13 protein-coding genes are annotated in these 12,924 nt (G+C 61.0%); 10 read left to right on the plus strand and 3 right to left on the minus strand.

Translation table 11 applies throughout. The features are described 5' to 3' along the window. The 9 genes from NKI97_RS30020 to NKI97_RS30060 all read left to right on the plus strand — a co-directional run. A partial coding sequence (locus NKI97_RS30020) for an ABC transporter substrate-binding protein (protein WP_352837998.1) occupies nt 1–473 on the plus strand: 473 nt, incomplete at its 5' end. 47 nt (nt 474–520) lie between these two features. Further along, the gene (locus NKI97_RS30025) at nt 521–1,531 is read left to right on the plus strand and encodes an ABC transporter substrate-binding protein (protein ID WP_352838000.1); all 1,011 of its coding nucleotides are present in this window, start codon (nt 521–523) and stop codon (nt 1,529–1,531) included. Nucleotides 1,532–1,576: 45 nt separating this feature from the next. After that, nucleotides 1,577–2,584 (plus strand): ABC transporter substrate-binding protein, encoded by a 1,008-nt coding sequence (locus NKI97_RS30030; RefSeq protein WP_352449182.1) that lies wholly within the window; start codon nt 1,577–1,579, stop codon nt 2,582–2,584. A 30-nt stretch (nt 2,585–2,614) separates the two neighbouring features. Further along, a complete protein-coding gene (locus NKI97_RS30035; RefSeq protein WP_352449183.1) occupies nt 2,615–3,634 on the plus strand; it encodes an ABC transporter substrate-binding protein in 1,020 nt (339 codons plus the stop codon). Nucleotides 3,635–3,672: 38 nt separating this feature from the next. After that, a complete protein-coding gene (locus NKI97_RS30040) occupies nt 3,673–4,671 on the plus strand; it encodes an ABC transporter substrate-binding protein (RefSeq protein WP_352449184.1) in 999 nt (332 codons plus the stop codon). Further along, on the plus strand, nt 4,668–5,273 hold the full coding sequence (locus NKI97_RS30045; RefSeq protein WP_352449185.1) for an SCO family protein: 606 nt from the start codon (nt 4,668–4,670) through the stop codon (nt 5,271–5,273). Before NKI97_RS30040 ends, NKI97_RS30045 begins: the two co-directional genes overlap by 4 nt. Continuing rightward, a complete protein-coding gene (locus NKI97_RS30050) occupies nt 5,239–7,893 on the plus strand; it encodes a GAF domain-containing protein (RefSeq protein ID WP_352750644.1) in 2,655 nt (884 codons plus the stop codon). Before NKI97_RS30045 ends, NKI97_RS30050 begins: the two co-directional genes overlap by 35 nt. Next, nucleotides 7,890–8,255 carry a response regulator gene (locus NKI97_RS30055; RefSeq protein WP_352838002.1) on the plus strand — a complete coding sequence of 122 codons (366 nt, stop codon included), beginning with the start codon at nt 7,890–7,892 and terminating at the stop codon, nt 8,253–8,255. Before NKI97_RS30050 ends, NKI97_RS30055 begins: the two co-directional genes overlap by 4 nt. 13 nt (nt 8,256–8,268) lie before the next feature. Then, on the plus strand, nt 8,269–9,417 hold the full coding sequence (locus NKI97_RS30060) for an adenylate/guanylate cyclase domain-containing protein (RefSeq protein WP_352449188.1): 1,149 nt from the start codon (nt 8,269–8,271) through the stop codon (nt 9,415–9,417). Nucleotides 9,418–9,699: 282 nt separating this feature from the next. Here NKI97_RS30060 and NKI97_RS30065 read toward each other — a convergent pair whose 3' ends face one another. Then, a complete protein-coding gene (locus tag NKI97_RS30065; RefSeq protein WP_352449189.1) occupies nt 9,700–10,212 on the minus strand; it encodes an OmpA family protein in 513 nt (170 codons plus the stop codon). A gap of 10 nt (nt 10,213–10,222) precedes the next feature. Then, nucleotides 10,223–10,882: a L,D-transpeptidase gene (locus NKI97_RS30070; RefSeq protein WP_352449190.1), complete on the minus strand. Its 660-nt coding sequence runs from the start codon at nt 10,880–10,882 to the stop codon at nt 10,223–10,225. Between the two features lie 267 nt (nt 10,883–11,149). On the opposite strand from NKI97_RS30070, the gene NKI97_RS30075 reads away from it, so the two are divergent. Continuing rightward, complete coding sequence (locus tag NKI97_RS30075) at nt 11,150–12,283, plus strand: aminopeptidase (RefSeq protein ID WP_352838004.1); 1,134 nt, start codon at nt 11,150–11,152, stop codon at nt 12,281–12,283. 159 nt (nt 12,284–12,442) lie between these two features. Here NKI97_RS30075 and NKI97_RS30080 read toward each other — a convergent pair whose 3' ends face one another. Beyond that, the gene (locus tag NKI97_RS30080; protein ID WP_023679240.1) at nt 12,443–12,676 is read right to left on the minus strand and encodes a hypothetical protein; all 234 of its coding nucleotides are present in this window, start codon (nt 12,674–12,676) and stop codon (nt 12,443–12,445) included. Nucleotides 12,677–12,924 lie beyond the last annotated feature (248 nt).

Here is a 12,924-nt window from a genome sequence, read left to right on the forward strand (position 1 = left end):
TCTTCATCCAAGGGAAGATCGACGCATTCCTTGGGACGCCGCCCCAGCCGCAGGAGCTGCGCGCCAAGAAGATCGGCCACACGATCCTCAACAATGCCGTCGACCGCCCATGGTCACAGTATTTCTGCTGCATGATCTCCGCCACCACGGACTACGTGAACAGGTACCCGGTGGCGACCAAGCGGGTCTTGCGATCCATCCTCAAGGCCGCCGACCTCTGCGTGTCGGATCCGCAGTGGGTGGCCCGGCAGATGGTCGATCGCGATTTCGTCCCGTCGCATGACTACGCGCTCCAAACGCTCAAGGATATCCGCTACGACCGCTGGCGGGAATTCGATCCTGAAGACTCCCTGCGGTTCTACACACTGCGCATGCAGGAGACGGGCATGATCAAATCGAGCCCGCAACAGATCATCGCCAACGGAACGGACTGGCACTTCCTCGACGAGTTGAAGCGTGAGCTGAAAACCTGAGCAGCTGGCTGACTCGTTGTGCCTTTTTCCTTGGGAAGGAGAAGCCCATGCAGATCATCCAGAACCGCCGTCATTTCCTAGCCGGCGCTGCGGCCGTCGGCGCCGCAGGAATTATCGGCACCGCAACACAAGCCCGGGCCGAGCCGCCGCTGGAGACCACTTCCGTCCGCCTGCCGCGGTACATCGGCGGCGCCTATTGCTGGGCGGGCCTGTACATTGCCGGAGAAATGCTGCGCGCCGAGGGGTTCACCGATGTCCGGTATGTGCAAGGCGACAAGAAGGTTGATCATTCGGCGTGGATCGCAAACGGCGAGACGGATTTCAGTGTGAACTACGTGCCGATTCATCTGGCGTCGATCGATGCAGGAGTGCCGATCAGGGTACTAAGCGGACTGCACTCCGGGTGCCTCGAACTGATCGCCAACGACAGCGTCAAAGGCATCTCGGACCTGCGGAGAAAGCGGGTTGGGGTCTTTACGCTTGATTCGCCGCAATACGTGTTGGTTTCTCTGATGGCCGCCTATGTTGGGCTCGATCCCGTCAACGACATCGAATGGGTCATCGAAGAACACAATTTTGCGGAAGGCTTCGTCGAAGGAAAATACGATGCAGTCCTCGGCCAACCGCCCCGCACGCAGGAACTTCGCTCCAGGAAAGTAGGCCATACGATCCTCAACTCGACCACCGACCTGCCCTGGTCGCAGCATTTCTGCTGCATGATTTCCGCGACTGCGGATTATGTCGACAGGCATCCGGTGGCGACAAAGCGCGTGCTCAGGGCCATCCTCAAGGGCGCCGACCTCTGCGCGTCGGATCCGCCATTGGTAGCGCAGCAGATGGTCGATCGAGGGTTCGTGCCCAGCTACGACTACGCGCTGCAAACGCTGCACGACATCCGGTACGACAGGTGGCGGGATTACGATGCCGAATCCTCGATGCGCTTCTACGCGCTGCGCATGCACGAAACGGGCATGATCAAGTCGAGCCCGCAAACGATCATCGCCACCGGCACTGACTGGCGTTTCCTTGACGAGTTGAAGCGCGAGTTGAAGACGTGAGGGGCAGCCAGCCTCGTGCCATTTTTCAATGGGAGGGAGAACCCCATGCAGATCATCCAGAACCGCCGCCGCTTCCTGGCCGGTGCTGCGGCAGCAGGCGCTGCAGGTCTCATCGGCGCAACGACTGACGCTTGGGCCGAGGCACCCCCTGAAACGACCTCCGTCCGCTTGCCGCGGTGGATCGATGGTGCCTACTGCTGGGCGGGGATGTACCTGGCCGGAGAGCTCCTCAAAGCGGAGGGCTTCACCGACGTCCGTTACGTGCAGGGCGACGAGAAAGTCGATCAGGCGGTGTGGATTGCACGCGGCGACACGGATTTCAGCATGAACTACGCGCCGGTCCATGTCGCGTCGATCGACGCCGGCGTGCCAATCAGGGTGCTTGGCGGTCTGCACTCCGGGTGCCTCGAGCTGATCGCCAACGACAGCATCCAAGGCATCCCGGACCTCAAGGGCAAGCGGGTGGGCATGCACGACATCGATGCGCCGTCGCGCGTGCTGGTCGCCCTGATGGCCGCCTATATCGGACTGGACCCCGTCAACGACATCGAATGGGTCCAGGAAAGCAAGCCGGTGGAAGCCTTCGCCGACGGGAAGTTCGATGCATATCTCTTCACGCCGCCGGAGACGCAGCAACTGCGCGCCAAGAAAATCGGCCACACGATCCTCAACACGACCCTCGACCGCCCTTGGTCGCAGTACTTCTGCTGCATGACTTCGGCCGCTGCGGACTACGTGAACAGATATCCGGTGGCGACCAAGCGCGTGCTAAGAGCCATCGTCAAGGGCGCCGACCTATGCATTTCGGATCCCGCATGGAGTGCAGCGCAGATGGTCGATCGAGGTTTCGTCCCCAGCTACGAAATCGCGCTGCAAACGCTGAGCGACACGCGGTACGACGTCTGGCGGGACTACGATGCCGAAGCCTCGATGCGCTTCTATGCGCTGCGCATGCACGAAACGGGCATGATCAAGTCGAGCCCACAGCAGATCATCGCCGATGGAACGGACTGGCGCTTCATCGAGGAGCTGAAGCGTGAGTTGAAAACCTGAGCCTGCTTTGTCCCAGGGAGGAAGCGTGACATGCGGATCATTCAGAATCGACGCCGTTTCATGGCCGGCCTGGCAGCCGGCACCGTGGGAATTGTCGCAACCCCGAGATTGGCGTTTGCCGAGCCGGAGCCCGAGACGACCAGTGTCCGGCTGGGCCGGTGGGTCGGAGGCGCCTACTGCTGGGAGTCGCTCTACCTCGCTGGCGAACTGCTCCGCGCCGGCGGTATGACCGATGTCCAGTACGTGCAAGGTAATCAAAAGTACTTCGACAGCAGCGAATGGATTGCAGCGGGTGAGACGGACTTCGACTTCAACATGCCGCCGATGCACATCCGCAGCGTCGAGGCCGGGGTGCCCGTCAAGATCCTGGCCGGCGTGCATTCCGGCTGCTGGGAGTTGCGAGCGAACGATCGCGTCAACAGCGTTGCCGACCTAAAGGGCAAGCGGGTGGGGGTCTGGGCGATGAACGACCACCCGCAGGTGTTTCTCCAACTGCTGATCAACTATGTCGGGCTCGATCCCAACCACGATGTTGAGTGGGTCGTAGGCGTCCAGGAGAACGGCTCGCTCATGCAGAACTTCATCGACGGCAAGGTCGATGCCTTCCTGGTAGACACCAGCCAATACTCCGAGGTTCGGAACAAGAAGGTAGGTCACACGGTCTTCAGCAATCTTATCGACCGTCCTTGGTCGCAGTATTTTTGTTGCATGCTCGCCGGCCGGACCGACTATGTCGATAAGTATCCGGTCGCCACCAAGCGCGTGCTGCGGGCCATCCTCCAGGCTGTCGAATTCTGCGTGTCGAACCCGAAATCGGCCGCCCGCGCGGTGGTTGATCGAGGCTTTCTGCCGAGCTACGACGTTGCGCTGACCACTCTGCAGAACACCGGGCACGACAGGTGGCGGGAATACGATGCTGAAGACTCGGTGCGCTTCTACGCGCTGCGCCTCCTGGAGACGGGCATGATCAAGTCGAGCCCGCAGGAGATCATCGTCAAAGGGACGGATTTCCACTTCTTCGAAGAGATCAAGCGCGAACTGAAGACGTGAAAGGCGCAGCGCGAAGGACCGCTGAAGAGGAGAACGTCATGCACATCATCCAGAACCGACGCCGCTTCATGGCCGGCATCGCGGCGGGTGCCGCGGGATTAGTCGCAGCCCCGAGGCTGGCGCTCACCGAGCCGGCGCCAGAGACGACGAAAGTCCGGTTGCCGGTGTTCGCCAAGGTCTCGGACTGCCAATCGCCGATGTATGCGGCCACCGAGCTTCTGCATGCCGAAGGCTTGGCCGACGTTGAGTTCGTGTCTTCGGGCACCGGCCCGGATTCGTCGGACTGGATCGGCCACGGCGAGATCGACTTCGACTGGAACTACCCGCTCGCGCATGTGCTTAACATCGCAAAAGGCGCGCCGATAAAAGTCTTGACCGGCTTGCATGTCGGCTGCCTTGAGCTGATCGCAAACGATCGGGTCGTTGGCATCCCTGATCTGAAGGGTAAGACGGTCGGAGTGGATGGCAGCACCATCCAGTATCTGTTGCTGAATGTGATGTCTTCCTATGTTGGCCTTGATCCGGCAAAGGATTTCGAAACTCTCGTAACCCCCGATGCGGTTCAAAGCCTCGCGGAGGGTAAGATCGATGCGTTCCTCGGCGGACCGCCCACGCCCCAGCAGGCGCGCGAGCGAAAGCTCGGCCATGTACTTGTCAGCACGGCGATCGACAAACCATGGTCGCAGTATTTTTGTTGCATGCTCGCGAGCACCGCAGATTACGCAGGACGTTACCCGATGGCGACTAAACGAGTCATGCGCTCCCTACTCAAGGCCGTGGACCTCTGCATAACCAATCCGGAAGCGGTTGCGAAAAGTGCGGTCGATATAGGCTACGCCACCGACTACACGCTTCAGGCTATCCGTTCCGACATACGCTACGACAAATGGCGCGAATATGACCCCGAGGATTCCCTGCGTTTCTATGCGCTGCGTATGCAGGAGACAAATGCGGTCACGATGAGGCCACAGGAGGTTCTGGACCGCGGCACCGACTGGCGTTTCCTTAAGGAGCTCAAGCGCGAGATGAAGACGTGAGCCGCTGGCCGACGCGCGCGTTGCTGCTCCTCGCCCTCGTCGCTGAGCCTGCGCACACCTCTGCGCACGAAGCGTCAGCGCACGCTGGGAACAGCGAGCGCCTGCCGATGATGGGCGCTGCACCGGATTTCACGCTGATATCGCAGGACCACAAGCCGGTGTCGCTGCGCGACTTCCGCGGCAAGGTGGTCGCCATCGCCTTCATCTATACGTACTGTACCGACGTCTGCCCCATGCTGACCGCCCATATGGCCAGCGTGCAGGAAAAGTTGGGTAGTGCGTTCGGACCCCAAATCGCCTTTGTTTCGATCACCGTCGACCCGGAGCGCGACACGCCCGATGTTTTGAAGGAATATGCGCAGAATTTTGGCGCCGATCTGAAGGGCTGGTCGTTTCTTACCGGCGATCCGGCGGTCGTCCATGAGGTGGGACGGAAATACGGGGTCATCGCGAAGAAGGCGGCGAACGGAGATGTCGACCATACCTTGTTGACGTCGCTCGTAGACCCCAATGGCATCTTGCGAGTACAGTATCTTGGCGTCCGGTTCGACTTGGAGGAGTTCCGGGATGACCTTGTCAGCCTCTTGGACGAATCCAAATAGCATAACGAACCGGCTCGTTGGCTGGGTTGCCCGGCTGCCGGCGCGCGTCCAGACCAAGCTCTTGATCGCGTTCCTGTCGATCGTCGGCCTGCTGATCGTGCTCGGGGCCGTCGGGTTGCAGGTGCTGAGTGGGGTCAACGATCAGACCAACGAGCTGATCAAGCTGCAGCGCAGGATCGCGGCCTACCGCCAGGTACAGCACGATACGACCAGCCAGCTCTACGGCATCTCCACCGCCCTGTTGCTTCAGGACGACCGGATGCTGGATGCGGCGCTGCGCCAGCTCAATCAGTTCGGCTACGACCTCGACCGCATGGAGTTCGTCGCCAAAGCCGAGGTGGAAGTGCTTGGCCAGGTCAGGCAAGAGTACGAACGGCTGACGGCCGGCGTGACGCACGTGGCAGAACTCGTCCGCGCCGGCCGTACTGAGGAGGCGCGCAAGGTTCAGCTTGATGAAATCATACCGTCGGCTGATCGCCTCGAGCGGCTGACAAACCAGCTGGTCAACATGGCCGAAGCCGACATGGTGGCGGCCATCGAAACGACCGAGGGTGCGTACGGCACGTCCAGACTGATCGTGGTCTCGTTTGCGGTGGGCAGTATCCTGCTGGCGTTGGGGCTCGGCTACATCATCTCCTGGTCGTTGATCGAACCGGTCAAGAAGATCGAGACGCGTCTCAGCCAGATAGCGGCCGGCGACTTCGCCCAACAGGTTGCCGTCGCCAATCGCGACGAACTTGGAGTGCTCGCCGCTAACGTCAACCGGACCTCCGACCAGCTGGGGCGCCTGTATCAGGAGATTGAGACGCGCACCCAGCAGCTCGACGAAGCCCTTCAGCAGCAGACAGCCACTGCAGACGTTCTGAAGGTCATCAGCCGCTCTACCTTCGATCTGCAGGTCGTGCTCGATACGTTGGTGGAATCGGCTGTCAGACTCTGCCGTGCCGACAAGGGTGGTATCGTGCAGTTGCTTGATGGCGTATTCCGCTATGTGTCGACGCATGGCTACCCGCCCAGCTTCCGTGCTTATGTCGACGCCAATCCACTTCCAGAGCTTGCCGCAGGCCGAGGCTCCGCCGTAGGGCGCGTAATCGAAGAACGGCGGATCGTGCAAATCGAAGACGTGACCGCTGATCCGGACTACCGCGTTGTCTTGATCGCTGAGGCAGGCGGATTCCGCACCGTCCTCGCTGCCCCGCTGTTGCGGGAAGGTGATCTCGTTGGCGTATTCGTCATGACGAGGGTTGAGCCGCAACCTTTCAATCCCAAGGAGATCGCGCTCGTCGAGACATTCGCCGACCAGGCCGTGATCGCCATCGAGAATGCGCGGCTCTTCGAGGCGGTGCAGTCACGGACGCGCGAGCTTGCCGCGTCTGTTGGTGAGCTCGAGGCGCTTGGTGAGGTGAGCAAGGCGGTCAATTCGACGCTGGATCTCGACACCGTGCTGAAAACGATCGTCGCCAAGGCGGTCCAGTTGTCGGAGACGGATGCTGGCACCATCTACGTGTTCAGCAGCACGCGGCAGCAATTCCGTCCGCGCGCAAACTTCGGTATGAGCGATGAGCTTATCGCCGCAGTCTCGCACCAGACGATCGGGCTGGCCGACATGGGGATCGGCGACGCGCCCGGGCGCTGCATGCCGGTGCAGTTTCCCGACCTCAGCGAGGAGACCTCATCCTTCCTTGTAAGAAAGACGATCGTCGACGCCGGATATCGCGGTATCCTGATCGTTCCGCTGCTGAGGCCCAACAAGATCGTCGGTGCACTGGTCGTCAGGCGCCACAAGCCAGGTGCCTTCCATGAGCAAGTTGTCCACCTGCTGGAGACCTTCGCTGCCCAATCGGTGCTCGCGATCCAGAATGCCAAGCTGTTCAGCGAGATCGAGGAGAAAGGCCGGGAGCTGGAGGCAGCTAGCCGCCACAAGTCCCAGTTCCTCGCGAATATGAGCCACGAGCTCAGGACACCGCTCAATTCGGTCTTGGGCTTCACAGAACTGCTGGTCGACGGCATCTACGGCGAACTCCCGGACAAGGCAAAGACGACCGTCGCGCGCGTGCAGGCGAACGGCCGTCACCTCCTCGGGCTCATCAATGACGTACTCGACCTTTCCAAGATCGAAGCCGGCCAGCTCACGCTGGCGATCGAGGACTACTCCATCGCGCAGATTGTTCGATCGACCGTTACGGCTGTCGAACCGCTGGCACGAGCGAAGGGTCTTGAGCTTTCAACGACTGTTGCCGAGAACCTTCCATTCGGCCGCGGGGACGAGCGCCGTTTGACGCAGGTCCTGCTCAATCTTGTAGGCAATGCCGTCAAGTTCACCGAAACGGGTGCGGTCGACATTCTTGCCGATGCGGTCGACGGGCACTTCGAGATCACCGTCCGAGACACCGGTCCCGGCATCGCGTCCAAGGACCAGGCTCTCATCTTCGAAGAATTCCAGCAGGTCGACAACAGCAGCACCAGGCAGAAGGGTGGCACAGGTCTTGGCCTGGCGATCTCGAAGCGCATCGTCGAAATGCATGGCGGAACCATAGACGTCGAGTCCGTGATCGGGTCAGGGTCGACATTCCGTCTCAAGGTACCAATCTGGGTGAATGAGGACGTGAGGGCCGCATGACCAAACGAATCCTTATGGTGGAAGACACCGAGGACAACCGCCAGATCATCCGCGATCTCATTGCCACCACCGAATACGAACTGATCGAGGCGGCGGACGGCGCCGCCGGCATCGCTGCAGCGGGAGCGCACAGGCCAGACCTGATCCTTATGGACATTCAGCTCCCGGTGATCGACGGGTATGAAGCGACCCGCCGCATCAAGGCCGACCCGGCGCTGCGGCACATTCCGATTATCGCGGTCACCTCCTACGCGCTGTCGGGCGACGAGGCGAAAGCCCTTGCTGCTGGGTGCGATGGTTACATTGCCAAGCCATTCAGTCCGCGCCAGCTGCTTTCCGAGATTCGCGGGTTCCTTTCTTGAGGGAGGCAGCGCCTTGCACGATCCGCCTCGCATTCTCGCAGTCGACGATACTCCGGAGAACCTCGAGATCCTGCGCATGCGCCTCGAGGCGAATGGCTACGAAGTGGCGACCGCCGCCGATGGTGAAGAGGGGTTTGCAAAAGCTCGCGAACTCACGCCGGATCTGATCCTGCTCGACATCATGATGCCGAAGCTGGACGGTATCAGCGTGGTTCGCCTGCTCAAGCAGGACATCTCCCTGCAGGCGATTCCGGTCATCCTCGTCACCGCGAAGGCCGATACGCGTGATGTTGTCGAGGGGCTGGACGCCGGGGGTGACGACTACCTGACAAAGCCCTTCGAGCACAGGGCGCTGTTGGCGCGGGTGCGCTCGATGCTGCGCCAGAAGGCGCTTCACGACACCGTCGCAAGCCAGGCCCAACAGCTTCAGGATCAGGCCGCGCAGCTTTCCGATTGGAACCGCTCGCTCGAGCAGACCGTGGCGGAGCAGGTGACCGAGATCGAGCGAATGGGCCGGCTCCGACGGTTTCTGCCCGCGCAGGTCGCCGACCTCATCGTTGCGGCGGGAAATGGCGATGCGCTTCTGCAAAGTCACCGTCGCGAGGTGACCGTTGTCTTTTGCGATTTGCGCGGCTTTACGGCCTTCGCAGAGACCGCCGAACCCGAAGAAGTCATGACAGTTCTTGCCGAGTATCATTCCTGTCTTGGTGAACAAATTGTCCGCCACGAGGGGACTCTCGAGCGGTTCGTGGGCGACGGTATCGTCGTGGTTTTCAACGATCCACTGCCGTGCGCCGACCATACCGAGAGGGCCGTGTCTATGGCCGCGGCGATGCGCGATGCGATTGACGGGCATTCAGAGCAATGGCGCAAGCGGGATTACTTGCTCGGCTTCGGAATCGGCATCGCTCGGGGCCATGCAACCATCGGGCGGATCGGTTTCGATCAGCGCGCCGACTATGCGGTAATCGGCACTGTGTCGAACCATGCGGCTCGATTGTGCGAAGAGGCGAAGGCTCGACAGATTCTCGTCAGCCAACGGGTGTTCGGCGCTGTCGAGTCGCTGGTCGAATCCGTTCTTGTTGGCGAACTTACGCTGAAGGGCTTTCGCCGCCCGATGCCTGCCTATGAAATCGTGCGGTGGATCGGTCGGCCAAGCTAGCGTTAGACGCATTCCGGCTTCTTTCGGACGATGCGGCGCGTCGAACCGCCGGCACAAAGCAGCCCCAGCCATCGACCGATCTCCAGTTCGCCGCAACGGGGGAAAGCGGTCGCTCCGCGAGTAACAACCCAATGGCAGCCTACGCAAATAAAGCCTGTTCACTCGGATGTCTGCTTTTGGGATGCGGCTATGGCGTGCTCGATGACCGACATTAGGCGCAAAGCAGCCATGCCGCCGTCGCGTGTGAGACTCTGCTTCGGGCCACAAGCAGAACAGCAGCCCCTACGGCTCGTCCCTCTCATCGCGCAAATTAGACACAACGCGGCGGTTCTGCGACCTGCAGGCGGTGTCGGGGCACTCGCGGACGAGCCTGTCCTTGCCGTAGCCCTTGGCCCACATGCGGTTGCGGTCTATGCCGCCGGCGGCGAGGTAGTCCATCACCGCATCGGCGCGCTGCTGCGACAGCGCCATTTCACTTGCGCCGGGATCGTCTGCGAAACCCTGCAGCTTGAGCAGCCAGCGCGGATGCTTTGCTAGCCAGGCGATCTGGGTGTCGAGGGTGGCCTTGGCGACAGAATCGAGCGCGGCCGAACCTTGCGTGAAATAGGTGCGGCGGCCGACATTGAGGATAAAATCCTCCTCGCTGCCCGGCTGCACATTCTGGAAACCGGCAACCTCGGTGTTGGTGACGTCGGGCGTGGAAGGGGCCAGCGTGTTGCTGGTCGAGCAGGATGCGGTCAGCAGCAGCAGGCCGGCGGCGAGCAGCCGGCGCGTGTTTTCAATGATGCGGTTCATGAGGCGCCAATCATTCGACAGTGGTGGAAGCGGGCGCCTGGTCGGCGATGTGCGGCAGGACCTGCACCCCGGTGCCGATCGGGCAGCGCTGGTAGAGGTCGATGATGTCTTCCGGAAACATGCGGATGCAGCCGCTGGAAGCGTCGGTGCCGATGCTCCATGGCTCCAGCGTGCCATGCAGGCGATAGCCGGTGTCGGCGCCGTCGCGGTGCAGATAGAGCGCGCGCGGCCCGAGCGGATTGTTGGACGCGCCGCCTGCGATCATGGGGGGTAGCTCCGGCCTGCGCTTGCGCATTTCGGGGGGCGGGACCCATTGCGGCCACAGCGCGCGGCGGTCGATCGTCGCGCGGCCGTACCATTTGAAGCCGTCCTTGCCGACGCCGACGCCGTAGCGGATGGCGGTCTTGTTTTCCATGATGACGTAGAGGAAGTGGTGGCGGGTATCGACCACGACGGTGCCGACAGGCTCGCTGCTGAAATACTTGACGATCTGGCGATGCCATCTCTTGTCGATCTTGGCGAAGTTGGTCTTGCGATAGACAAAATTGTTGTCGCTGGCGGTACCGGCGAAAAAGGATTTTGCCGCCGCGGCTTGAGCAATATTGCTGGTTGCACCCACCGCGACCAGCGCCAGGCCGCCGAGCACGACACCCCTGCGTGATAAAACCATCGGCAATATTCCCCCTCATGCCAAAAGCCTGGCGGACCATAGTTGAGAATTACTTCGCCTCAAAGTGGAAAATGCTGCGTTGCTTCAGTCCGCCGTGTCCGGACATTCGGCAATTTGGCGGCGTGTGACCGAATTGTGACAATCTTGCCGAGGACGAACGTCTAGCCTAAACCCCATCCAGGATCTTAACCAAATTGGCGCGACGGTTTCGGACCGGGCGTAGTTGCGACATTTGCCCTATCCGGACGTGTGAGCGATGCTGTGGGCATGATGCATGCTTTTTTTCGTTCGGTTGCTGCGATGATCGTGATGTCCGGCGTGGCAGGTTGCACCAGCATTTCCTACTACGCACAATCCCTGAAGGGTCACCTGGAGATCATGGCGGCGCGGCAGGATGTAGGAAAGCTGATCGACAATCCTTCGACCCCTGGGACATTGCGCGCTCGAATGGCATCGGCGAGCGCCATCCGACAGTTTGCGATAGATGAACTAGCGCTGCCGGACAACAATAGCTACCGCAGCTATGTTGACGTTGGTCGGGACGCGGTGACATGGGCCATCTTCGCAGCCCCGGAATTCTCGCTGACGCCACGAACATGGTGCTTTCCAGTGTTTGGATGCGTTCCGTACCGAGGATACTTCTCCAAAAGGTCTGCGATTGAAACCGCTGTCGAACTTCAGAGACAGGGCCTGGACGTCTATGTGACGGGCATCACTGCATATTCCACACTCGGCTGGTCAAGTGACCCGCTGCTAAGCACCATGCTCAGCCAAGATGAAGCGGGTCTTGCAGGGCTGGTGTTCCATGAGCTGGCCCACCAGCGCGTCTACGTACAGGACGATTCCGGGTTCAACGAGGCGTTCGCTACCGCTGTCGAAACAACCGGTGTAAGAAAATGGCTGCGCGCGAATGGGGATACTGCCGGTTTGCGCCGTTACGAAGCCGACCGGAGGCGCAGAGCTCAATTTCTTGCGCTGGTGTCGCAGACCCGAGACGAGCTAAGGCACGTCTATGACGACAGCGCTACCTCTGAGCAAAAGCGGGCCGCAAAGATAGCCGCGATCGAACGGCTGCGGATGCGCTACCGAGAGATGCGCGACAGTCGCTGGCATGGATACCGGAGGTACGATGTCTGGTTCGATTCTCCGATCAACAACGCGAAGCTCGCCGCGACTTCCGTCTACGGCGATCGGGTGGCGACGTTTCTCCGCTTGTTCGATTTGTGTTCGGGCGACTATCCACGATTTTTCGCGTCGGTTCGATGGATAGGAGCGTTAGACAAATCTGACCGCGCCGAAGCGCTCAAGGCGGCAGATTCATGCGATGGATCCGGTCAAATCCGCAAGCCAGAAGCGGCGAATCGGTCGCTGATGTACTCGGCAGCCGGAGCAGGTGATTGAATTGACCATTTGTCGGCCGATTTCCTAAGTGCTTTGACGTCGGCGGGGCCGGAAGCCGCATGCCGGCCTACAGAAGCCAAAAGCGGACTTGCCTGAACTCCCCGCGGGATCTTGGACCACAATGATTGCCGGCGGGCCGTGGCGCCTTAGCGTGCGCCCCTACGAGGCCGAAAACCTCACGCTCACGCCGCGCTGCCGAAAATAAGCCTGCATTAGCTTGCGGCCCGAACGGTTGTTCTGCGCCAGCCTGGTCGGATCGAACACCGCTTGTTCTATCCCCTCTCGCGCCAGCGCTGCTTTGAGCGCCGCGATATGTGCGTCGATGTCGGCATTGTTCACCCGGAGCGATGCATAGATGCTGTCGGTCGCCTCGGCCACGGTCGGCTCGCTCACGGGTGTACTCCTTTGGCTATTCGGGCGGCGGCTTAGCACAGATCAGCGGCTTCGCCGATACCGATAAGACGGCTAGATCGGCGGCAACAGTGTTCCTTGGGGTCGGCTGTGAATCATGGGTTCCGCCTGAGTCGGAGATCGCAAGCCATGTCGACACGAACGAGTCAGGAGGATTGGACGCACACGTTCGAGTATCCGAGCTTGCCTGCCGCGACGCGGGCGGGGGATGGCTCCGCCCGGGCGTGGCC

The organism is Mesorhizobium sp. M0296 (assembly GCF_040321675.1).
Taxonomy (GTDB): Bacteria; Pseudomonadota; Alphaproteobacteria; order Rhizobiales; family Rhizobiaceae; genus Mesorhizobium.